Consider the following 23,101-nt stretch of genomic DNA (forward strand, 5'->3'; position numbering starts at 1 on the left):
CAAGAGTGGTTATGGTCAAATCAGCACTATTTTCGGTGCGTAAAAATGAGCCCTGCCCGCAGTGCGGGGCTGAACTGGTTATACGGTCCGGTAAACACGGGCCGTTTCTGGGCTGTTCCCATTATCCGGAATGTGATTATGTTCGTCCCCTAAAAAACCAGGCAGATGGGCATATCGTTAAAATTCTGGAGGGACAGCCGTGCCCTGTGTGCGGTGAGGTATTAGTGCTGCGACAGGGGCGCTTTGGTATGTTCATCGGGTGTAGTCAGTATCCTAAATGTGAACATACTGAGGTTATTGATAAACCAGACGAAACGGCAATCTGCTGTCCTGCATGTCAGCAGGGGCATTTAGTGCAACGTCGCTCTCGTTTTGGCAAAACCTTTCATTCCTGCGATCGCTACCCGGAATGTCAGTTTGTCATTAACTTCACACCGGTAGCGGGGGAATGCCCCGAATGCCATTACCCGCTGCTTATCGAAAAGAAAACGGCGCAGGGCGTGAAATGTTTTTGTGCCAGTAAACAATGTGGAAAGCCGGTACCGGCGAAACAAATCAGTGAATAAAAACCTGCCATCAGAGGCCGTACAACGTGCGGTAATTGCTCTGAATAATAAAGAAGTCATCGCGTATCCCACCGAAGCTGTGTTTGGCGTAGGCTGCGATCCCGACAGTGAAGAAGCGGTTATGAGCCTGCTGGCGTTAAAACAGCGCCCGGTAGACAAAGGCTTGATCCTGATAGCCGCCAACTTTGATCAACTGAAACCCTATATTGACGACAGTATGCTCAGCGAAGAGCAGCGCGCTACGGTATTTAGTCGCTGGCCAGGGCCGGTTACGTTTGTCTTCCCGGCAAAGAACACCACTCCGGGCTGGCTGACTGGGCGTTTTCACTCGCTGGCGGTGCGCGTTACAGATCATCCAGTGGTCATTGAACTGTGTCAGGCATACGGCAAACCACTGGTTTCAACCAGTGCGAACCTCAGCGGTCAGCCCCCTTGCCGTACGACGGCTGAAGTTCTTGCCCAGTTTGGTGATGATTTCCCTGTTGTCGATGCGCAAACCGGTGGGCGGCTGAATCCGTCAGAAATTCTTGATGCCCTGACGGGCGAACGTTTTCGCCAGGGGTAGTCGATGGAAAGTTACGCCGTTTTTGGCAACCCAATAGCACACAGCAAGTCACCTTTTATTCATCAACAGTTTGCTACGCAGTTGCAAATTGCTCATCCTTATGGACGAGTGTTAGCGCCGCTTGATAGCTTTGTTGATACGCTCAATACCTTCTTCAAGCAGGGGGGAAAGGGAGCTAACGTAACCGTCCCCTTTAAAGAAGATGCGTTTGCCCGCGCAGATGAACTGACCGAACGTGCGGCACTAGCGGGAGCGGTTAATACGCTGAAGCTGCTTGATGATGGACGAATCCTGGGTGATAACACTGACGGTATTGGTTTGTTGAGTGACCTGGAACGGCTAGCGTTAATTAAACCTGGATTCCGTGTGCTGCTGATTGGCGCAGGTGGTGCGGCTCGTGGCGTATTGCTGCCACTGCTTTCCCTGGATTGCCATGTCACCATTACTAACCGCACTCACGTGCGAGCGCAGACACTGGCTGAACTGTTTCGCCACACGGGCAGTGTGGATGCAGTACCTATGTCTGCACTAGAGGGTCATGAGTTCGACCTCATTATTAATGCCACGTCTAGTGGGATAGCCGGTGAAATCCTGCCTATTCCGGCCTCGTTAATTAATGCACGAGTTTGCTGTTACGACATGTTTTACCAGAAAGGCAATACCGCATTTCTTACGTGGTGTATTCAACATGGCGCGAAACGCTATGCGGATGGGCTAGGAATGCTGGTGGGGCAAGCCGCACATGCTGTTCTTCTATGGCACGGTATTTTGCCAGAGGTTGAACCGGTGATTAGTGCACTGAAATGTGAGTTAGGTGCATGAACCAGGCTATTCAATTTCCCGATCGCGAAGAGTGGCGTACAGATATGCAGGCGGTTTGTTTCCCGGCGTTGGTTAATGGGATGCAACTGATGTGTGCTATCAACGCTGAAGTAATGAAACGTCGCTTTGGTGGTGAGCAACCACAGCAATGGTTGGCACTGTTTCAAGATAATCGCTGGGATCTCGAAGAAGAGGCCAGCGATCTGATTCGTGATCAGCAGGAAGATGCTCAAGGTTGGGTTTGGTTATCCTGATTCAGGTAATCATCTTTCCATTTCACGTAGTTGTTAGCTGAATACTTCAGCCCTTCAAGTTCGGACTCTTTCAGTGGGCGGATCTGTTTTACTGGGCTGCCCAAATAGAGATAGCCACTTTCCAGCCGCTTGTTCTGCGGCACCAGGCTACCGGCTCCAATCATCACATCATCTTCGACGACGACACCATCTAATAGAATAGAACCCATGCCCACAAGAACTCGATTACCCACGGTGCAGCCGTGCAACATCACTTTATGGCCGACGGTAACATCGTCACCGATAACCAGTGGGTTGCCTTCTGGGTTATGTGCCGATTTATGTGTGACGTGAAGGACGCTGCCATCCTGAATATTGCTGCGCTTGCCTATCTGCACATAGTTCACATCGCCACGGATAGCGACTAACGGCCAGATGCTGACATCATCGGCTATACGAACGTCGCCGATCACCACACTGGTGGGGTCAATCAGCACGCGAGTGCCAATATTGGGGTAAAGATCTTTATAGCGGCGTAAATCTGCGGCCATGGTTACCTCTTTAAAAGGATCTTTGGGAATGTAGGCCGTCATTATTGCCCTGATTTGGCGGTTTCTCACCTCAAAATTTAAGCAAATTGTGCAGTTAGAACACAAAAAGTTTGAAAAAACAGCAGTCAGGAAAAAAGATCTAAAAAGGGCTTGTGCTAAGAAGATAACTCCCTATAATGCGCCTCCATCGACACGGCGGATGTGAATCACTTCACACTAAATAGCCGGTTCGGTTGAAGAGAAAAAAATCCTGAAATTCAGGGTTGACTCTGAAAGAGGAAAGCGTAATATACGCCACCTCGCAACGGTGAGCTTAACGCCGCGTTGCACTGCTCTTTAACAATTTATCAGACAATCTGTGTGGGCACTCAATGATACGGATTCTTAACGTCGCAAGACGAAAAATGAATACCAAGTCTCTGAGTGAACACGTAATTCATTACGAAGTTTAATTCACGAGCATCAAACTTAAATTGAAGAGTTTGATCATGGCTCAGATTGAACGCTGGCGGCAGGCCTAACACATGCAAGTCGAACGGTAGCACAGAGAGCTTGCTCTCGGGTGACGAGTGGCGGACGGGTGAGTAATGTCTGGGAAACTGCCCGATGGAGGGGGATAACTACTGGAAACGGTAGCTAATACCGCATAACGTCGCAAGACCAAAGTGGGGGACCTTCGGGCCTCACACCATCGGATGTGCCCAGATGGGATTAGCTAGTAGGTGGGGTAATGGCTCACCTAGGCGACGATCCCTAGCTGGTCTGAGAGGATGACCAGCCACACTGGAACTGAGACACGGTCCAGACTCCTACGGGAGGCAGCAGTGGGGAATATTGCACAATGGGCGCAAGCCTGATGCAGCCATGCCGCGTGTATGAAGAAGGCCTTCGGGTTGTAAAGTACTTTCAGCGAGGAGGAAGGTGTTGTGGTTAATAACCGCAGCAATTGACGTTACTCGCAGAAGAAGCACCGGCTAACTCCGTGCCAGCAGCCGCGGTAATACGGAGGGTGCAAGCGTTAATCGGAATTACTGGGCGTAAAGCGCACGCAGGCGGTTTGTTAAGTCAGATGTGAAATCCCCGGGCTCAACCTGGGAACTGCATTTGAAACTGGCAAGCTTGAGTCTCGTAGAGGGGGGTAGAATTCCAGGTGTAGCGGTGAAATGCGTAGAGATCTGGAGGAATACCGGTGGCGAAGGCGGCCCCCTGGACGAAGACTGACGCTCAGGTGCGAAAGCGTGGGGAGCAAACAGGATTAGATACCCTGGTAGTCCACGCTGTAAACGATGTCGACTTGGAGGTTGTGCCCTTGAGGCGTGGCTTCCGGAGCTAACGCGTTAAGTCGACCGCCTGGGGAGTACGGCCGCAAGGTTAAAACTCAAATGAATTGACGGGGGCCCGCACAAGCGGTGGAGCATGTGGTTTAATTCGATGCAACGCGAAGAACCTTACCTACTCTTGACATCCACGGAATTTAGCAGAGATGCTTTAGTGCCTTCGGGAACCGTGAGACAGGTGCTGCATGGCTGTCGTCAGCTCGTGTTGTGAAATGTTGGGTTAAGTCCCGCAACGAGCGCAACCCTTATCCTTTGTTGCCAGCGGTTCGGCCGGGAACTCAAAGGAGACTGCCAGTGATAAACTGGAGGAAGGTGGGGATGACGTCAAGTCATCATGGCCCTTACGAGTAGGGCTACACACGTGCTACAATGGCATATACAAAGAGAAGCGACCTCGCGAGAGCAAGCGGACCTCATAAAGTATGTCGTAGTCCGGATTGGAGTCTGCAACTCGACTCCATGAAGTCGGAATCGCTAGTAATCGTAGATCAGAATGCTACGGTGAATACGTTCCCGGGCCTTGTACACACCGCCCGTCACACCATGGGAGTGGGTTGCAAAAGAAGTAGGTAGCTTAACCTTCGGGAGGGCGCTTACCACTTTGTGATTCATGACTGGGGTGAAGTCGTAACAAGGTAACCGTAGGGGAACCTGCGGTTGGATCACCTCCTTACCTTAAAGAAACGTTTGTTGAAGTGTCCACACAGATTGTCTGATGAAAAGTAAATAGCAAGGCGTCTTGCGATTGAGACTTCAGTGTCCCCTTCGTCTAGAGGCCCAGGACACCGCCCTTTCACGGCGGTAACAGGGGTTCGAATCCCCTAGGGGACGCCACTTGCTGGTATGTGTGAGTGAAAGTCGCCGACCGTCATATCTCAAAACAGACTCACGAGTCTTGTTTGAGATATTTGCTCTTTAAAAATCTGGATCAAGCTGAAAATTGAAACGACACACTGTGTCTGTTCTCCGTAATAAGAACAGATAAGCGGTGTGTTCGAGTCTCTCAAATTTTCGCAACACGATGGTGTTTTACGAAACATCTTCGGGTTGTGAGGTTAAGCGACTAAGCGTACACGGTGGATGCCCTGGCAGTCAGAGGCGATGAAGGACGTGCTAATCTGCGAAAAGCGTCGGTAAGGTGATATGAACCGTTATAGCCGGCGATGTCCGAATGGGGAAACCCAGTGCAATTCGTTGCACTATCGTTAACTGAATACATAGGTTAACGAGGCGAACCGGGGGAACTGAAACATCTAAGTACCCCGAGGAAAAGAAATCAACCGAGATTCCCCCAGTAGCGGCGAGCGAACGGGGAGCAGCCCAGAGTCTGAATCAGCTTGTGTGTTAGTGGAACGGTCTGGAAAGTCCGACGGTACAGGGTGATAGTCCCGTACACCAAAATGCACAGGTTGTGAACTCGAAGAGTAGGGCGGGACACGTGGTATCCTGTCTGAATATGGGGGGACCATCCTCCAAGGCTAAATACTCCTGACTGACCGATAGTGAACCAGTACCGTGAGGGAAAGGCGAAAAGAACCCCGGCGAGGGGAGTGAAACAGAACCTGAAACCGTGTACGTACAAGCAGTGGGAGCCTCTTTATGGGGTGACTGCGTACCTTTTGTATAATGGGTCAGCGACTTATATTCTGTAGCAAGGTTAACCGAATAGGGGAGCCGAAGGGAAACCGAGTCTTAACTGGGCGTTAAGTTGCAGGGTATAGACCCGAAACCCGGTGATCTAGCCATGGGCAGGTTGAAGGTTGGGTAACACTAACTGGAGGACCGAACCGACTAATGTTGAAAAATTAGCGGATGACTTGTGGCTGGGGGTGAAAGGCCAATCAAACCGGGAGATAGCTGGTTCTCCCCGAAAGCTATTTAGGTAGCGCCTCGTGAACTCATCTTCGGGGGTAGAGCACTGTTTCGGCTAGGGGGTCATCCCGACTTACCAACCCGATGCAAACTACGAATACCGAAGAATGTTATCACGGGAGACACACGGCGGGTGCTAACGTCCGTCGTGAAGAGGGAAACAACCCAGACCGCCAGCTAAGGTCCCAAAGTCACAGTTAAGTGGGAAACGATGTGGGAAGGCTCAGACAGCCAGGATGTTGGCTTAGAAGCAGCCATCATTTAAAGAAAGCGTAATAGCTCACTGGTCGAGTCGGCCTGCGCGGAAGATGTAACGGGGCTAAACTGTGCACCGAAGCTGCGGCAGCGACACTATGTGTTGTTGGGTAGGGGAGCGTTCTGTAAGCCGTTGAAGGTGAACTGTGAGGTTTGCTGGAGGTATCAGAAGTGCGAATGCTGACATAAGTAACGATAATGCGGGTGAAAAACCCGCACGCCGGAAGACCAAGGGTTCCTGTCCAACGTTAATCGGGGCAGGGTGAGTCGACCCCTAAGGCGAGGCCGAAAGGCGTAGTCGATGGGAAACAGGTTAATATTCCTGTACTTGGTGTTACTGCGAAGGGGGGACGGAGAAGGCTATGTTAGCCGGGCGACGGTTGTCCCGGTTTAAGCATGTAGGCGGAGGTTCCAGGTAAATCCGGAACCTTATTAACGCTGAGGTGTGATGACGAGGCACTACGGTGCTGAAGTAACAAATGCCCTGCTTCCAGGAAAAGCCTCTAAGCATCAGGTAACATCAAATCGTACCCCAAACCGACACAGGTGGTCAGGTAGAGAATACCAAGGCGCTTGAGAGAACTCGGGTGAAGGAACTAGGCAAAATGGTGCCGTAACTTCGGGAGAAGGCACGCTGATGGTAGGTGAAGCGACTTGCTCGTGGAGCTGAACTCAGTCGAAGATACCAGCTGGCTGCAACTGTTTATTAAAAACACAGCACTGTGCAAACACGAAAGTGGACGTATACGGTGTGACGCCTGCCCGGTGCCGGAAGGTTAATTGATGGGGTTAGCGGTAACGCGAAGCTCTTGATCGAAGCCCCGGTAAACGGCGGCCGTAACTATAACGGTCCTAAGGTAGCGAAATTCCTTGTCGGGTAAGTTCCGACCTGCACGAATGGCGTAATGATGGCCAGGCTGTCTCCACCCGAGACTCAGTGAAATTGAACTCGCTGTGAAGATGCAGTGTACCCGCGGCAAGACGGAAAGACCCCGTGAACCTTTACTATAGCTTGACACTGAACACTGGTCCTTGATGTGTAGGATAGGTGGGAGGCTTTGAAGCGTGGACGCCAGTCTGCGTGGAGCCAACCTTGAAATACCACCCTTTAATGGCTGGTGTTCTAACGTAGACCCGTAATCCGGGTTGCGGACAGTGTCTGGTGGGTAGTTTGACTGGGGCGGTCTCCTCCTAAAGAGTAACGGAGGAGCACGAAGGTTAGCTAATCCTGGTCGGACATCAGGAGGTTAGTGCAAAGGCATAAGCTAGCTTGACTGCGAGAGTGACGGCTCGAGCAGGTGCGAAAGCAGGTCTTAGTGATCCGGTGGTTCTGAATGGAAGGGCCATCGCTCAACGGATAAAAGGTACTCCGGGGATAACAGGCTGATACCGCCCAAGAGTTCATATCGACGGCGGTGTTTGGCACCTCGATGTCGGCTCATCACATCCTGGGGCTGAAGTAGGTCCCAAGGGTATGGCTGTTCGCCATTTAAAGTGGTACGCGAGCTGGGTTTAGAACGTCGTGAGACAGTTCGGTCCCTATCTGCCGTGGGCGCTGGAGAATTGAGGGGGGCTGCTCCTAGTACGAGAGGACCGGAGTGGACGCATCACTGGTGTTCGGGTTGTCATGCCAATGGCATTGCCCGGTAGCTAAATGCGGAAGAGATAAGTGCTGAAAGCATCTAAGCACGAAACTTGCCCCGAGATGAGTTCTCCCTGACTCCTTGAGAGTCCTGAAGGAACGTTGAAGACTACGACGTTGATAGGTCGGGTGTGTAAGTGTAGCGATACATTGAGCTAACCGATACTAATGAACCGTGAGGCTTAACCTTACAACGCCGAAGATGTTTTGGCGAAAGAGACATCGAAATTCAGCTTGATACAGATAACATCAGAACGTGAAAAACGGTCTGATAACAGAATTTGCCTGGCGGCAGTAGCGCGGTGGTCCCACCTGACCCCATGCCGAACTCAGAAGTGAAACGCCGTAGCGCCGATGGTAGTGTGGGGTCTCCCCATGCGAGAGTAGGGAACTGCCAGGCATCAAATTTAGCGTGCTGATATGGCTCAGTTGGTAGAGCGCACCCTTGGTAAGGGTGAGGTCCCCAGTTCGACTCTGGGTATCAGCACCACTTTATTGTGGATAAAGTTCGGCAGTTAGAAAAGAATTTGTCTGGCGGCTGTAGCGCGGTGGTCCCACCTGACCCCATGCCGAACTCAGAAGTGAAACGCCGTAGCGCCGATGGTAGTGTGGGGTCTCCCCATGCGAGAGTAGGGAACTGCCAGACATCAATTAGTGAAAAAGCCCATCCGTCAGGATGGGCTTTTTTGCGTGTGTGGAACAAACTTAAAATCACTTATCCACCCCGAATATATCCCTGTAGGCACTGATAAGTGTCGCGCCATCAGGCACAACTGCCGGATGGTGGCGTAAACGACTTATTCGGCCTACAACACAGTGCCACCAGGCTCCACCAGCGTACAAATTATCCAGATGGCGAAGTAGCCACCTTATCTGGTCTACACATAAATCTTACGATGGTGGTAATTAAGCCACTTGGTAGGAAATATTTTAATTTAAGAAGAGGTTAAGCATCTGGCCGGAATAAGCCATTTGCTCTTAATCCTTAATTATCCGTAAGACAATCAAAGGCTGAAGGGAATGAAACGGAGTACTTACTTGCACATAAAAAGAAGGCCATAGAAATAACTCCTCTGGCCGTTGGTTTATTTCGTCAGGGCAACGATACCCAGCGTCAGGCCAGCCAGCGCGGCGGCACCGCCTGCAATGGCTCCTGCTGTTTCCCAATTATCCTGAGTCGTGCCTTTCATGCAGGTATTGGTGTGAACTAAACGGCCCTGGTCGTCATACACCGGTACGCAAGGGGAGTCATGCGCACAGCCTGCAAGCAATGTTGCAAGCAGTGTCACCAGAATGAATTTTTTCATGATGTTGCCTCTAGATAATCCGTCTTATTACGGAAAAATATACCGCATTACGGAATGGCTCATCATACCACTCGTGACCCCGTATCCTGATAGGGGAAATAATCTCAATTTATGTGTTACGTAAATATCATGGAGAACGGTTCCTGATATCTGCTGAATCATGTAGAAATGATGCAGAGGAAAATAAGGAAGTAAACCTACGCACAGCATAATTGGCTCAAGACAAGATAATGCATTGAGTCTTAATGATTGTTTTTCTTATTATTAGCGTATAAAAAAAGGTGCCCGTAGGCACCTTCAGCATGGAACAACACTCAGTTACTCGATGTGGCGACCAAAACGACGTCTGACAACCACGAAGAAGACTGGCACGAAGAAGATTGCCAGCAATGTTGCTGTTATCATCCCACCCATAACACCGGTTCCTACAGCGTTCTGTGCGCCACTACCAGCACCACTGCTGATAACCAGAGGCATAACACCAAGAATAAAGGCTAATGAGGTCATCAGAATAGGTCGCAGGCGCATACGAGATGCTTCAAGCGTTGCTTCGATAATCCCTTTCCCTTCTTTATCCATCAGATCCTTCGCGAACTCGACGATCAAAATGGCGTTTTTCGCCGATAGACCGATCGTTGTCAGCAACCCAACCTGGAAATACACGTCATTGTTCAGCCCACGTAGTGAAGCCGCCAGCAGCGCGCCGACAACACCAAGCGGAACGACCAACATGACCGAGAATGGAATCGACCAGCTCTCATACAGGGCGGCCAGACACAGGAAGACGACAATCAGTGAGATAGCGTAAAGTGCCGGCGCCTGGTTTCCTGATAAACGTTCCTGATAAGACATTCCTGTCCAGTCAAAACCGATCCCCGCCGGTAGTGTTCCAGCTAGTTGCTCCATTAACGCCATTGCTTCACCGGTGCTTTTTCCTGGTGCTGCCTCGCCAAGTATTTCCATTGAAGGTAAGCCGTTGTAGCGCTCCAGACGTGGTGAGCCATACATCCAACGAGAGGTGGTGAAGGCTGAGAATGGTACCATCTCACCGTTAGTGCTACGCACATACATATTGTTCACGTTGCTCGGCAGCATACGGAACTTCGCATCAGCCTGAACGTATACCTTCTTCACGCGACCATGATCGATAAAGTCGTTAACGTAGCTGCCGCCTAACGCCGCAGAGATCGTCTCATTTACATCCGATAACGAAACACCCAGTGCCTGTGCTTTCTCCTGATCGACATCAAGTTTAAATTGTGCGGTATCTTCCAGGCCATTTGGGCGTGCACGTACTATCTGATCGGGATGTTGCCGCACCATACCCAAAAGCTGATTACGTGCTCGTGTCAATTCCGTATGCCCTAGGTTTCCCTGGTCAACGAGCTGGAAGTCGAAACCGGTCGCAGTACCCAGCTCGATAATTGCAGGCATGTTGAATGGGAATACCATTGCGTCTTTAATTTGGCTGAATGCTATTGTGGCGCGTTTGATAACAGACTCTGCGCTATTTTCCTCACCCTTTCGCTCATCCCAGGGCTTCAGGCTGACGAACGCCACCCCGGCGTTTTGCCCCTGGCCACTAAAGCTGAAACCGTTGACGGTGAAGACACTCTTAACGTTAGCCTTCTCGTTATTTAAATAATACTGCGTCACAGCATCGAGAACTTTTTGTGTGCGCTCCTGTGTTGCCCCTGCGGGCAATTGGGCCATAGTCATAAACACACCCTGATCTTCTTCTGGTAAGAAGGACGTTGGCAGGCGTAAAAACAATACCGCCATACCCACGACAATTAGCAGATAGACAACCAGATAGCGCCCAGTGTTACGCAGAATACCGCTGACGCTCTTGGTATAGTGATCAGTGCTTGCATCGAAGCGAGTGTTAAACCAACCGAAGAAACCTTTCTTTTCATGATGTTCGGCAGAAACTGGTTTTAGCAGCGTAGCACAGAGCGCGGGCGTCAGAATTAATGCCACCAGTACCGACAGCGCTATAGCCGAAACGATAGTGATTGAGAACTGGCGATAAATAGCCCCGGTCGATCCGCCAAAGAAGGCCATTGGCACAAATACTGCCGATAGCACCATCGCAATGCCTACTAGCGCCCCCTGGATTTGCGACATCGACTTCTCGGTTGCTTCGGTAGGCGATAGCTTCTCTTCCGCCATAACACGCTCGACGTTTTCCACGACCACAATCGCATCATCGACCAATAGGCCTATTGCGAGCACCATACCAAACATGGTGAGTGTGTTAATTGAGTATCCAAACGTTGCCAGTACAGCAAAGGTTCCCAGCAGCACAACCGGCACTGCGATGGTCGGGATTAACGTCGCGCGGATATTTTGTAGGAACAGATACATGACGAGGAAAACGAGAAGGATCGCTTCAAGCAGTGTTTTCACAACTTCATTAATAGAAAGCGTAACGAACGGGGTGGTGTCGTAGGGATAAACCACCTGCATCCCTTGCGGGAAAAATGGTTGCAGCTCTGCCAGTTTCGCTTTTATTGCGTTTGCGGTATCCAGGGCATTCGCACCTGTTGCAAGCTTAATACCTAAACCAGAAGCCGGTTTGCCATTGATTCGCGCCACCGTATTGTAGTTTTCACCTCCCAACTCAATACGAGCTACATCGCTCAAACGCACGATCGAACCATCGGTGTTCACGCGTAGCGTCACTCTGCCAAATTCAGTGGGATCTTTCAGGCGAGTTTGGGCAATGATCGAGGCGTTAAGCTGCTGGCCTTGCACCGACGGCGTGCCACCTAACTGACCTGCGGCAATCTGGTTGTTTTGTATTCTCAGTTGATTGATAACGTCAACTGGCGTCAGGCTGTATTTATTCAACAGATTATTATCGAGCCAAATACGCATAGCATACTGAGCACCAAACAGTTGGACATCACCCACACCGTTGAGACGGCCGATGGGGTCTTTCACGTTTGACGCCACGTAGTCCGAAATATCATCCTGAGTTGTTTGTGGGTTATCGGAGACAAAACCAGCGACCATCAAGAAGCTACTGCTTGATTTCTCAACGCTTATCCCCTGTTGCTGCACTTCCTGCGGCAGTAATGGCGTTGCGAGTTGCAGTTTATTCTGCACTTGAACCTGGGCGATATCTGGGTCGGTGCCTGATTCAAAGGTCAGCGTAATGGTTACCGAGCCTGCAGAATCACTGGTAGAAGACATATACATCAGGTTGTCTATACCGTTCATATTCTGTTCGATAACCTGCGTTACCGTATCCTGCACGGTCTGCGCATCCGCCCCTGGATAGACGGCGGAAATAGCGACCGCAGGCGGCGCAATCGTTGGGTACTGGGCGATAGGCAGTTGTAAAATCGCAAGACCGCCCGCAATCATCATAATGATTGCCAGTACCCAGGCAAACACCGGTCGATGGATAAAAAATGTAGACATAAGATCGGTACCTTATTGCGCGGCTGGAGCAGCGGTATCTTCTTCAACCTTGACGGTTGCGCCTGGGGCTACTTTCTGTAGACCGCTGACGATGACTTTATCGCCCGCTTTTAATCCGCTACTGATAAGCCATTGATTGCCAATAGCCTGAACGGCAACAACGGGACGTGTTTCGACCTGGTTTTTATCGTTCACCAGCAGCACTGTGGCGTCGCCGCGTGGTGTACGGGTGAGGCCTTGCTGTGGAACTAGCATGGCACTAGGGTTAACGCCCTCATCAATACGCGCGCGGACAAACATCCCTGGCAGTAATGTGTGCTGTGGGTTGGGGAAAATCGCCCGCAGCGTGATGGATCCCGTACTCTCATCAACGGTGACATCAGAAAATTGCAGTGAGCCTTTCTGCGCATAGATCTGGCCGTCTTCCATTACCAGCTGTACGCTTTTGGCCTCGCCACCTTGCTGTAAACTCTCTTGTTGCAGGCGCATAAAGTCACTACTGGATTGGGTAACATCGACGTAGATAGGGTCAAGTTGTTGCACCGTTGCCATTGCATTTGACTGGCCATTAGTGACCAGCGCGCCTTCGGTTACATTGGTTTTGCCAATACGTCCGCCTATTGGCGAGGTCACTTTGGTATAGGCAAGATTAATGCGCGCGCTCTCGACAGCGGCTTTGGCCGCGATAACGTCGGCATCGGCCTGGCGAGCAGTTGCGACCGCTTGGTCATAGTCTTGTTGGCTAATGTATTTTGTGCCCAGCAGTGGGACATAGCGTTTCACCGTTAGGTGAGCGATAGCGGCAGCCGCTTCGGCTTTCGACTGGTCGCCTTTGGCGCTGTTATAGGCTGCCTGGTAGGTCGCTGGGTCGATTTGGTATAGTGACTGCCCAGCCTGGACATCACTGCCTTCGACAAAATTCCGTTTAAGAATGATGCCGCTGACCTGTGGGCGAACCTCTGCGACGCGAAATGCAGAAGTGCGTCCCGGTAGTTCAGTGGTTATCGACAATGGCGCATTGCTGACCACATGAACAGTAACCTGAGGCGTGGGGGCATGTGCTTGCTGACCTCCTGAATTATCGCAACCATTCAATAATGTCGCAGAGATGATTAAGCCGGATAAAAGTGTAACTCTGGCATGACTCGTCATTGTTGTTCCTTGTAGATTTATAGCCAGATATCGCTCTCTACTAGTGTAAGAAGAGAGAAATGAAAAGCGGTTTGTTATCCTACAAACAAATATCAATGGATGTAAGGGGGCTTATTTTTAGATGCTCATCAATGGCACGGAAAAGCAAAAAAAACAAGGTTGCTGCATTTGATGTTGAGGGTGTTTTTTATTTAAATTGATTGTGTGAATATAAATGTGAAATACATTTATATTTTGGATGATTTAATTTTTAAGCACCGTCGGTCTTTTGGGTGAGCAGAAAGTATGTAGAATGATAGATTGAATAGAATTGTACATTTTTAATCACCGACATCTTTACGACAAGCGATATCCAATATGGCAAGAAGGACGAAAGAAGACGCGCTTAAGACTCGTCAGCAACTGCTAGACTCCGCGATTGAGCTGTTTGCGTCGCGTGGGGTGGGAAGCACCACATTGACTGATATTGCTGATGCTGCAGGGGTGACCCGTGGTGCGGTTTATTGGCATTTCACCAGCAAAAGTGAATTATTTAATGCGATATGGCAGGAGCAATTGCCGCTTAGTGATTTAATTCATCATCAATTGATTGCGATAGCGACAGGAAATCCGCTTGTTGACTTGAGAAATAGATATGTTGTCGGCTTGCAATATATTGCGAAAAACCCACGACAGCATTCACTGATGCAAATTCTATATCATAAGTGTGAATTTAATAGCGATATGATGTCTGAAAGTGAAATTAGGAAAGAAATAGGATTTAACTATGATTTTGTGCGAGGAATATTACAGCTATGTATCTGTAATCAAATACTACCCGCAGAAACTAATATCGAAATTATACTGATTGTATTGTATAGCGCATTTAGCGGGATCATTAAAAACTGGTTGATGGAACCTCAGCTATTTGATCTCTACCAGCAAGCCCCGTTGCTGGTGGACAATGTGATGACCACGTTGGGTATACAGCGCTTCTGTACGGTATCGTCCTGATGGGAACTCGCCCTGGCGAGTGATGCCTGAAGATAATTCATTTAGCGAACACGGCTCTGTTCAGCACCTCTGGCTTCTGTCATTTTATTCCTCTATTCATCATTATCTTATTGGGGTATTTATGGCTCAGCGGTCTTTTATCTCCCGTCAGGTTGGCGATTTTCAGGTTACAGCGCTCAGTGACGGCAATATGTCAGCCAGTCTGTCGTTGTTATCGGGAATAGACACCACCGATGCCGGTGAGATACAACGCAGCGCTGGTATCTTCGAGCCTGAGGATATTCATATTTACGCGTATGTTATTCGTGGTCGTGGCAAAACTATTCTGGTGGATACCGGTACTGGTGGGGTGAATAACGTTGGCGGGCAACTAAAAGCTAATCTGCTCGCTTTTGGCATTCAGCCAGGTGAGGTGGATATCCTGCTATTGACGCACGGGCATCCTGATCATGTCGGTGGGTTGTTGAATGATGAGGGTGAGGCAGTGTATCCCAACGCGCAACTTTATCTGCATCCTCTTGAAGCGCAGTTCTGGCAGGATGATGAAGCGCTTGAACGGGCGAATGAGCGTGTGCAGCGTAACTTTGCGCTCATACGGTGTACGTTGGCGGCCTATGGGGAGCGAGTCCGTATTTTGGATGAACAACCGGTCATTGAAGGCATACGTACCGTTCCGCTCCCAGGCCATACACCGGGGCATACTGGGTTCTGTATTGGCTCAGCAGGTGAAAAACTGCTTATCTGGGGAGATATCGTTCACTACCCGCATATTCAGACAGCACATCCTGATGTCGCGATTGCGTTTGATTTTGACTCACAGCAGGCGAAAGCATCACGCAAAATGATATTGGCAAAGGCTGCTGAGGAAAAATTGCTGGTGGCGGGGATGCACTTTGGCGGGACAGGGTTTGCACAGGTTGTTGCAAGCGGGCAGGGCTACCGTATCGTCTACGCAACGGCATAAAAAGAGCAATAAAAAAGGCGCTTCCCCATGCCGAGTAGCGCCTTCAAAATTAAGCAATTAACTGATGAGAATCAGTTCATGCCATATTTTTTCAGTTTCTTACGCAGAGTACCACGGTTGATGCCCATCATCAGGGCAGCGCGGGTCTGGTTACCACGGGTGTATTGCATCACCATGTCCAACAGGGGCTGTTCTACTTCAGCCAGTACCAGCTCATACAGATCATTAACATCCTGACCATTCAGTTGAGCAAAATAGTTCTTCAGTGCCTGTTTAACCGAGTCACGCAGGGGTTTTTGGGTTACCTGATCCTGAGAGTTAACGGTAGAAACGGTCAGTACGTCAGAATTTACGCGTTGTTCGAACATAGTTCTGTCAGCTCTTTATTTCTATTACGCAAAATTTTCGAAGTATGCCTCCAACGCCTCCAGCTGTTCGCTGGTATCTTCAATGGCGTTGAATGTGCGCCGAAACTGGTCATTTGGAGCGTGTTCCTGGAGATACCAGGATACGTGTTTACGTGCAATTCGGTACCCTTTTGCGTGACCATAAAAGTCATGCAATTCCCGAACGTGCGCGCAAAGCAAGCGCTTCACCTCTGCCAGAGGCAGCGGGGGCAGCAGCTCCCCAGTGTCCAGATAGTGCTGGATTTCCCGAAAGATCCAGGGTCTTCCCTGAGCCGCACGTCCTATCATCAGGGCATCAGCCCCCGTATAGTCGAGTACAGCTCTGGCTTTAAGCGGGTCAGTAATGTCGCCATTCGCGATAATCGGAATGGAAACGTTCTGCTTAACTGCCCGAATGCTGTCGTACTCAGCTTCTCCGTTAAACAAGCAGGCGCGAGTGCGTCCGTGAATAGTCAGAGCCTGAATGCCACAGTCTTCAGCCAGTTGGGCAATTTCTACACAGTTACGGTGCTCAGGAGCCCAGCCAGTGCGAATCTTAAGTGTGACAGGAACGTCCACCGCCTTTACAACCGCGCTCAGGATAGCCTTCACCTGATCTGGGTATTGCAGTAGGGCTGAGCCTGCGAGCTTGCGATTCACCTTTTTTGCCGGACAGCCCATATTGATATCAATAATTTGAGCGCCGCTTTCCACATTAATGCGGGCGGCTCCGGCCATCTCTTCAGGATCGCTACCGGCAATTTGCACGGTTCGAATACCTGGTTCATCAACGTGCACCATCCGTAGACGAGATTTATCACTCTCCCACACCTGTGGGTTGGAGGACATCATCTCAGAAACGGTTAAGCCTGCTCCCATCTCGTAGCACAACGTCCTGAATGGTCTGTCAGTAATGCCAGCCATGGGCGCTGCGATCAGGCGATTTCTAAGCTGGTGTTGTCCGATGCGCATGAGTTAAGAAATGACCATACTGTGACTGCAAGGCGGCGTATATTACGCATTTTTTGCACGAGATGAAAGGCCAAACTTTGAGCAATCCGATGTTGTAGATCAATGAATCTCGGTGCTGGGAGCTAATCACAAATAAATATCTATATTAATCATCATATTAAATAAAAGTGGATGATTTGTGCGCATTAAGAAAATCATAAAACTTCTCGCGCTTTCTTCTGCGCGGCATGGTCTGCATCTCGGAAAAGGGTGATTTTATGAACGAAAACGCAACAAGAAATGCGATCTGCTTCGCATTTATGGTGAAGATAGGGAGACTTACAGGGGAAAATGCGGCCCGTAGGCCGCATTGAAGAGGGATTATTTTTTGCGCCCGGTGATTCGACACCATTCTTCTTTCTCAACGACAGCATCGAGAGAGAAAAGGTCGGCGTAGGCTTCACAAACGCTCTCAGCCTGGCTTGCCAGAATACCAGACAGGCCCAGCAGGCCGCCTGTAACTGGCAGCACGCTGATTAATGGTGCAAGCTCGCGTAATGGGCCTGCCAGGATGTTAGCGACCACCACGTCGGCTTTCATTGCTTCTGGCTGATCCTGCGGCAGGTACAGCTCCAGGCGCTCGGAAACACCGTTACGCTCAGCGTTATCACGGCTGGCTTGAATCGCCTGCGGATCAATATCGATCCCGATAGCTTTTTCTGCCCCCAGCTTCAGCGCAGCGATCGCCAGGATCCCAGAGCCACAACCAAAGTCGATAACCGTTTTACCGGCCAAATCCAGCCCGTCGAGCCATTGCAGGCACAGAGAGGTGGTTGGGTGAGTACCCGTACCAAACGCCAGACCAGGGTCGAGCATCACGTTGACCGCGTTGACGTCTGGCACATCGCGCCAGCTTGGGCAGATCCACAGACGCTCGCCAAAACGCATCGGATGGAAGTTGTCCATCCACTCGCGTTCCCAGTCTTTATCTTCCAGTTGTTCGATTTTGTGCGCAAAGCCTGCGCCCAACAGCGGATGCTGTTCAAGCAGCGAAACAACCGCCTTCATGTCGGTTTCTGCATCGAACAGGCCGATAACGTCGGTATCGCCCCACAGGCGAGTTTCGCCCGGCAGCGGCTCAAATACCGGCGTGTCATGCGTATCCTGGAAGGTGATAGAAACCGAACCGGCCTCCATCAGCGCATCGCTAAGATCTTCGGCATTTTCGCCGGTAGTGTTCAGTTTTAGTTGGATCCACGGCATGGCAAAACTCTTTATTTATCAGTAGAAATTACGGCAGCCTGTGGCACGGGTTGACCAAAACGGTTCCCGACCACAAACGCCAGCAAACTTAGCAGTAACGAAGGCACAATTGGATGGAAGCCCAGATACTGAATATTAAACGTCGCCAGCACGGCGTACAGTACGCCGCCGACAATCATGGCGCTGAGCGCTCCGGCCGCATTGGCGCGTTCCCAATAAAGCCCCAGCACTAACGGCCACAGGAATACCGCTTCCAGGCCACCGAATGCCAGCAGGTTCAGCCAGATAATCATCTCTGGCGGGCGCCATGCAGCCAGCATCATCAAAATCCCCAGCACCAGCGTGGTCCAGGTCGAGATGCGTTTCAGATGGCGCTCATTCTCCATTTTAGCCGGACGCGCGCTAAGCCACAGATCTTTAATGATTGTCGCTGAAGCTTGCAACAGGTGGGCGTTTACGTTCGACATAATAGCCGCCATCGGCGCGGCAAGGAACAAACCCGCCGCCCACGGCGGCAATACCTGCACCATTAACGTTGGGATAACCAAGTCCGGCACGGTCAGATGTGGTAATACAGCGCGGCCCAGCGCGCCTGCCAGGTGCATCCCCAGCATCAACAGCGCGACGACGATAGTGCCGATAATAATCCCACGATGAACAGCCTTGCTGTCCTTATAGGAGATGCAGCGAACGGCGGTATGCGGCAGGCCAATAACCCCAAAACAAACCAGCACCCAGAACGAGGTCATAAAGGTGGGCGTGAGAATATCGTCAGCCCCGTGAGGCGATACCAGCTGTGGGTTTATCTGTTCCAGGGTTTCTACGGCATTATGAAGCCCGCCCGCCGCATGAACGACGCCAACCAGCAGCACGATTGTACCAATCAGCATCACCATTCCCTGCATCGTATCGTTCAGCACACTGGCACGGAACCCGCCAAAAGCGGTATACAGTGCGATGGTAATGCCGAAGATAAGCAGCCCGGTTTCGTATTTGATGCCTGCGGCGGTTTCGAGCAGGCGCGCGCCGCCAATAAACTGCACGGCAATCGCACCCACAAATGCGACCAGCAGGCTGATACTGGCAATCCACACCACGGCGCGGTTCTGATAACGCGCTTGCAGCATATCGTTGAGGGTTATCGCGTTATAGCGTCGTGCCAAAATAGCGAACTTTTTACCCAGCACGCCCAGCGAAAGCCAGATGGTAGGCACCTGGATCATTGCCAGAAGTACCCAACCCAACCCGTATTTATACGCCGCGCCAGGCCCGCCGATAAACGAGCTTGCGCTGATATAGGTGGTGGTCAGCGTCATCGCCAGCACCAGCCCGCCCATAGAACGGCTGCCGAGGAAATATTCGCTGAGGAACGTGCCGGTACTGCGTTTACGCATGGCGTACAGCGACAGGCCAAACACCACGACCAAATACAGCACCAGCACGATGATAATTTCAGTTTGCATCGCTATCCTCCAGCGGGATGTCACGGAAGATAAAGCGCACCATTAACCAGCACAGCAAAATAAAAATCAGCGGCATCAGCAGGCAAGCCATCTCAAACCAGTGCGGTAGGCCGGTGAAGCCCTGCGCCGAGCCTGGTATGTAAGCACTTGCTAACCATGCAGCAAGATAGAGAAGGGTTAGCCCCAGCGCCCAGCGCGCCTCTTTATGGGCCTGAACAAAACGTTTGTCCACGGAAGGTTTCCTCCTCATGGGGAATGCGAGAAACGGGCAATTCTACGGCAACTCACCAGGCAGGGAAAATAATCTGACAGAAAATTGCTGGTTAACGTTGGCGTTGTAAGAAATTCTCGATATCGGCGAGGGATGAAATCCCCTCCATGGGGCCTTGTTGCATAACGGCGAGAGCGCCACTGGCATTGGCATATTGCAGTGCTTTCTGTGCTGAGAATCCTGACAGCAATAGCGTTACAAAGGTGGCGCCAAAACAGTTACCGGCGCCCGTTGGGTCGATAACTTCTATAGCGTGACCGGGAACATGCAGACTATGCAAGGTGCCATTTTGCCGTTGGTAATAGCTTGCTCCCCGCTGACCTCGTTTTATTGCAACATGTTTGACGCCGCTGTGAAGGAGGTCACTAACAATCTGTGTTTCTGATAGGTTTTTGTGGCGAGCGAAGAAAGGTAGCTCACTTTCGCTGGGTAGGAAGATATCCGTATACTCGATCAAATAGTCGAGCGCTTGCTCCATTTCGGGAATATTGAGCATCTCTTTACGTATGTTTGGGTCGAAAGAGATAGTCCCCCCGGCAGCTTTTATGACTGAAATAGCTTTGCGCATTGCGTCAATCATTCGGAAAGAGAATAACGATGACCCCATAATGTGAAGATGGCGGCATTGCTGTAGTAACTCTTTATCAATGTGCTCGGCGGTAAATAAGCCGCAGGCGCTGTTAGGGATATTAAAGACGAAATCACGTTTTTGTTCGTTTTGATAACTGACAAATGCTGTGCCGGTCACGGCATTGTTCATGACGTGAATACCATCGGTAATGACGCCTTCATGGCGGAGTCTTTCAATGTTTAAACGACCAAAATCATCACTACCGACACAACCAAAAACGATCGCCCGATGAGCTAGCTTTGCAACTTGAGCCGCAAAAATTGCCGGCGCTCCGCTGGGAAATGGGCCGATGAACTCACCCGGTTGAGTGAACTTTTGTTGTGGGCTGCGGGACAAAAACTCGACCAACAATTCGCCCATGGTGCAGATAGTTAATGTCACAAACGCCCTCTCATTCCTTAAGTTTTTCGCGATTAGACCAGGTAAAGCACTCATTGCTGGTATAAAGAATAACAAAATCAGCGCCATGAAATTGTTGCTGATATTGCTCACTCACGCTGCGGTAAGCAATCACATAGTCTGCTTGATCGAGATGTCCTATTGCCGCTGTGGATGATGCGGCATCTGCGGTGACGATAATCGTTTTGTTCTGCGCATGGTCAAAACAGAGTTGCCAGGCGGGAGCGAGTCTGGGGGTATTAATGTTTAGCGTACCATCTGCGTCAAGATGGCTGACTTCCAGGATACTGTGGGTAATCGTGTAATGCTGGAGTGCTTGCTCCAATGATTTTCCCGCCAGTATGGTGTCTGGACGTAGCATTTCACTGCCAACAAGAATGATTTCCCCATCGATAAACTGATTCGCCAGAAGAGCATGTTCTGGATCGTTGGTGATCAGCCGCAGTTTTTTCACTTCACTTAATAGCGGGATTAACTTGCGGCAGACGCTACCGTGACCGAGAAACAGAGTGTCCCGATCGTGTATAAGCCTGACGCAATGCCGCGCAATTTCCATTTGTTGCGACAGCGACAACATCGCAATCTGCTGAACAGACTCTATCTCTCCCGGTAAGGCTGGAGTGGCGATGGCACCGCCAAATGAACGTTTTAAATATCCTTGCTGTTCCAGATAACTCAAATCACCACGGATGGTGACACCAGAGACCCCCAGTTGAGCTGATAGGTCATCAACCTTTATCTCTCCTTGGGTGGCGACGATTTCAGCAATTTTTAATCTACGTTTCAGAAGATTAGATGATTTTCTTGGCACGTTAACACTCATTATTGTCCTGCAATGCGAATACTATAGCCCCTTGTTTTTTTCTTTGAAAGTTATCGTCGGCAATATCTACATTTTGAAATGTGCCTTACATTGATGCTTAAGCTCATTATTTTTTAATTTGTTGAAATATATAGATATATTTATTTAGTCATCATCGCGACAATGCTTTTCTCTTTCGATGTGAAAACGATTTTTAATTTTGTTTTGAAAGTTATTTTTTGACGATTTGAGATTGATCACGCTTTATGGGGCTTTTACTGTGCTAGTTTCCTTACAAAATGAAAGTAAAGTTATTCATTCTTCGTTTTGTAAGACAAACGCGAAAGCCAGGAGAAGAGATGTACATCATTTCAAGCAAAAACATGCTGAAGAAAGCTCAGCTTGGGGGATATGCCGTTCCCGCGTTCAACATCCATAACCTTGAAACCTTACAGGTGGTGGTTGAAACCGCTGCACAACACCGTTCCCCGGTAATGTTGGCAGGAACTCCCGGTACTTATCACTATGGTGGGGTCGAAAATTTAATCTCGCTGGTCAAAGCGCTGGCTCATGAGTATCAATTACCGCTGGTGCTACATCTTGATCATCATGAGAAACGTGATGATATCTTTAGCAAAGTGCGTGCAGGGGTTCGCTCTGTGATGATTGATGGCTCTCATCTGCCATTTGAAGAGAACGTTGCGTGCGTTAAAGAAGTTACCTCGTTTTGCCACTCCTTCGATGTCAGCGTTGAAGCCGAGCTGGGTCGATTGGGCGGGCAGGAAGATGACCTGGTGGTTGATGCCAAAGATTCTGCTTATACCTCACCTGAAGCGGCGGCCGAGTTTGTTCATCGCACACAGATTGATTCTCTGGCTGTTGCCATCGGCACTGCGCACGGCCTCTATACACAGGAGCCTCGCCTGGACTTTGAGCGTTTAGCGCTTATCCGTCAGCGAGTAGACATTCCTTTGGTTTTGCATGGTGCATCAGGTTTAGCAGAGCAAGATGTGCAAAAGTGTATCCAGCTTGGTATTTGCAAAGTGAATGTTGCGACGGAATTAAAAATAGCCTTCGCGGATGCATTAAAAGGTTATTTCCACAATAACCCCACGGCCAACGACCCTCGCCATTATATGCAACCCGCTAAGGCAGCAATGAAAGACGTTGTTACTCGTATTATTGGCGTCTGCGGTAGTGAAGGAAAAATTTAATGCGACGTACCCTACAACACAATAAGGATTGTT

General features: G+C 50.1%; 19 protein-coding genes, 2 tRNA genes and 4 rRNA genes. 14 read left to right on the forward strand and 11 right to left on the reverse strand.

Annotated elements, in window-relative coordinates:
* Positions 1 to 11 precede the first annotated feature (11 nt).
* Genes AC6I4B_RS02265 through AC6I4B_RS02280 form a run of 4 tightly spaced genes read left to right on the forward strand, consistent with a single transcriptional unit; the run spans position 12 to position 2,207 of the window.
* On the forward strand, positions 12 to 566 hold the full coding sequence (locus AC6I4B_RS02265) for a DNA topoisomerase family protein (RefSeq protein ID WP_497769242.1): 555 nt from the start codon (positions 12 to 14) through the stop codon (positions 564 to 566).
* Complete coding sequence (tsaC, locus tag AC6I4B_RS02270; RefSeq protein WP_497769244.1) at positions 559 to 1,131, forward strand: L-threonylcarbamoyladenylate synthase type 1 TsaC; 573 nt, start codon at positions 559 to 561, stop codon at positions 1,129 to 1,131. Before AC6I4B_RS02265 ends, tsaC begins: the two co-directional genes overlap by 8 nt.
* A gap of 3 nt (positions 1,132 to 1,134) precedes the next feature.
* Positions 1,135 to 1,953, forward strand: coding sequence for a shikimate dehydrogenase (gene aroE, locus AC6I4B_RS02275; RefSeq protein ID WP_497769245.1), 819 nt, complete (start codon positions 1,135 to 1,137; stop codon positions 1,951 to 1,953).
* Positions 1,950 to 2,207, forward strand: coding sequence for a DUF1488 family protein (locus tag AC6I4B_RS02280; RefSeq protein ID WP_497769247.1), 258 nt, complete (start codon positions 1,950 to 1,952; stop codon positions 2,205 to 2,207). Before aroE ends, AC6I4B_RS02280 begins: the two co-directional genes overlap by 4 nt.
* Here the strand turns inward: AC6I4B_RS02280 and AC6I4B_RS02285 are convergent.
* Positions 2,183 to 2,737 carry a gamma carbonic anhydrase family protein gene (locus AC6I4B_RS02285; RefSeq protein ID WP_497772321.1) on the reverse strand — a complete coding sequence of 185 codons (555 nt, stop codon included), beginning with the start codon at positions 2,735 to 2,737 and terminating at the stop codon, positions 2,183 to 2,185. The two genes, AC6I4B_RS02280 and AC6I4B_RS02285, sit on opposite strands and share 25 nt — an antisense overlap.
* Before the next feature lie 470 nt (positions 2,738 to 3,207).
* Between AC6I4B_RS02285 and AC6I4B_RS02290 the strand changes: the two genes are divergently transcribed.
* The 6 genes from AC6I4B_RS02290 (at position 3,208) to rrf (AC6I4B_RS02315) (ending at position 8,489) form a co-directional block, all read left to right on the forward strand.
* A 16S ribosomal RNA gene (locus tag AC6I4B_RS02290) occupies positions 3,208 to 4,747 on the forward strand.
* A gap of 85 nt (positions 4,748 to 4,832) precedes the next feature.
* Positions 4,833 to 4,908: transfer RNA gene (locus AC6I4B_RS02295), tRNA-Glu, on the forward strand.
* Positions 4,909 to 5,127: 219 nt separating this feature from the next.
* Positions 5,128 to 8,033: ribosomal RNA gene (locus AC6I4B_RS02300) — 23S ribosomal RNA — on the forward strand.
* A gap of 94 nt (positions 8,034 to 8,127) precedes the next feature.
* Positions 8,128 to 8,243: ribosomal RNA gene (rrf, locus tag AC6I4B_RS02305) — 5S ribosomal RNA — on the forward strand.
* Positions 8,244 to 8,257: 14 nt separating this feature from the next.
* Positions 8,258 to 8,333, forward strand: a tRNA-Thr gene (locus AC6I4B_RS02310).
* A gap of 40 nt (positions 8,334 to 8,373) precedes the next feature.
* Positions 8,374 to 8,489: ribosomal RNA gene (rrf, locus tag AC6I4B_RS02315) — 5S ribosomal RNA — on the forward strand.
* The 16S, 23S and 5S rRNA genes sit together here with 2 tRNA genes alongside, the layout of an rRNA operon.
* 439 nt (positions 8,490 to 8,928) lie before the next feature.
* On the opposite strand, the gene AC6I4B_RS02320 is transcribed toward rrf (AC6I4B_RS02315), so the two are convergent.
* The 3 genes from AC6I4B_RS02320 to AC6I4B_RS02330 all read right to left on the reverse strand — a co-directional run bounded on the left by AC6I4B_RS02320 (position 8,929) and on the right by AC6I4B_RS02330 (position 13,731).
* A complete protein-coding gene (locus AC6I4B_RS02320) occupies positions 8,929 to 9,150 on the reverse strand; it encodes a lipoprotein (RefSeq protein WP_035891258.1) in 222 nt (73 codons plus the stop codon).
* 318 nt (positions 9,151 to 9,468) lie between these two features.
* Complete coding sequence (locus AC6I4B_RS02325) at positions 9,469 to 12,579, reverse strand: efflux RND transporter permease subunit (protein WP_497769249.1); 3,111 nt, start codon at positions 12,577 to 12,579, stop codon at positions 9,469 to 9,471.
* Positions 12,580 to 12,591: 12 nt separating this feature from the next.
* Positions 12,592 to 13,731, reverse strand: a complete 1,140-nt coding sequence (locus AC6I4B_RS02330; protein WP_497769250.1) for an efflux RND transporter periplasmic adaptor subunit — start codon at positions 13,729 to 13,731, stop codon at positions 12,592 to 12,594.
* 59 nt (positions 13,732 to 13,790) lie between these two features.
* On the opposite strand from AC6I4B_RS02330, the gene AC6I4B_RS02335 reads away from it, so the two are divergent.
* The 3 genes from AC6I4B_RS02335 to AC6I4B_RS02345 all read left to right on the forward strand — a co-directional run bounded on the left by AC6I4B_RS02335 (position 13,791) and on the right by AC6I4B_RS02345 (position 15,688).
* Positions 13,791 to 13,931 (forward strand): hypothetical protein, encoded by a 141-nt coding sequence (locus tag AC6I4B_RS02335; protein ID WP_497769252.1) that lies wholly within the window; start codon positions 13,791 to 13,793, stop codon positions 13,929 to 13,931.
* Between the two features lie 157 nt (positions 13,932 to 14,088).
* Positions 14,089 to 14,724, forward strand: coding sequence for an acrEF/envCD operon transcriptional regulator (envR, locus tag AC6I4B_RS02340; protein ID WP_497769253.1), 636 nt, complete (start codon positions 14,089 to 14,091; stop codon positions 14,722 to 14,724).
* A gap of 121 nt (positions 14,725 to 14,845) precedes the next feature.
* Entirely contained in the window at positions 14,846 to 15,688 is an 843-nt protein-coding gene (locus AC6I4B_RS02345) for an MBL fold metallo-hydrolase (protein ID WP_497769254.1), read from the forward strand.
* Between the two features lie 71 nt (positions 15,689 to 15,759).
* Here AC6I4B_RS02345 and fis read toward each other — a convergent pair whose 3' ends face one another.
* From fis to AC6I4B_RS02380, 7 genes are all read right to left on the reverse strand, one after another.
* Entirely contained in the window at positions 15,760 to 16,056 is a 297-nt protein-coding gene (gene fis, locus AC6I4B_RS02350; protein WP_000462905.1) for a DNA-binding transcriptional regulator Fis, read from the reverse strand.
* A gap of 24 nt (positions 16,057 to 16,080) precedes the next feature.
* The gene (dusB, locus tag AC6I4B_RS02355) at positions 16,081 to 17,046 is read right to left on the reverse strand and encodes a tRNA dihydrouridine synthase DusB (RefSeq protein ID WP_497769256.1); all 966 of its coding nucleotides are present in this window, start codon (positions 17,044 to 17,046) and stop codon (positions 16,081 to 16,083) included.
* 360 nt (positions 17,047 to 17,406) lie between these two features.
* A complete protein-coding gene (gene prmA, locus AC6I4B_RS02360) occupies positions 17,407 to 18,288 on the reverse strand; it encodes a 50S ribosomal protein L11 methyltransferase (RefSeq protein ID WP_497769257.1) in 882 nt (293 codons plus the stop codon).
* An 11-nt stretch (positions 18,289 to 18,299) separates the two neighbouring features.
* The gene (gene panF / locus AC6I4B_RS02365) at positions 18,300 to 19,751 is read right to left on the reverse strand and encodes a sodium/pantothenate symporter (RefSeq protein WP_497769259.1); all 1,452 of its coding nucleotides are present in this window, start codon (positions 19,749 to 19,751) and stop codon (positions 18,300 to 18,302) included.
* A complete protein-coding gene (locus tag AC6I4B_RS02370; RefSeq protein WP_497769260.1) occupies positions 19,741 to 19,983 on the reverse strand; it encodes a YhdT family protein in 243 nt (80 codons plus the stop codon). The genes panF and AC6I4B_RS02370 overlap by 11 nt, the downstream gene beginning before the upstream one ends.
* 91 nt (positions 19,984 to 20,074) lie before the next feature.
* Complete coding sequence (locus AC6I4B_RS02375; protein WP_497771903.1) at positions 20,075 to 21,013, reverse strand: sugar kinase; 939 nt, start codon at positions 21,011 to 21,013, stop codon at positions 20,075 to 20,077.
* 31 nt (positions 21,014 to 21,044) lie between these two features.
* On the reverse strand, positions 21,045 to 21,878 hold the full coding sequence (locus tag AC6I4B_RS02380) for a DeoR/GlpR family DNA-binding transcription regulator (RefSeq protein WP_497771905.1): 834 nt from the start codon (positions 21,876 to 21,878) through the stop codon (positions 21,045 to 21,047).
* Positions 21,879 to 22,213: 335 nt separating this feature from the next.
* Between AC6I4B_RS02380 and AC6I4B_RS02385 the strand changes: the two genes are divergently transcribed.
* Positions 22,214 to 23,068, forward strand: coding sequence for a tagatose bisphosphate family class II aldolase (locus AC6I4B_RS02385; protein WP_497771906.1), 855 nt, complete (start codon positions 22,214 to 22,216; stop codon positions 23,066 to 23,068).
* The last annotated feature ends 33 nt before the right edge of the window (positions 23,069 to 23,101 follow it).

It is taken from the genome of Kluyvera fluvialis, from assembly GCF_059725275.1.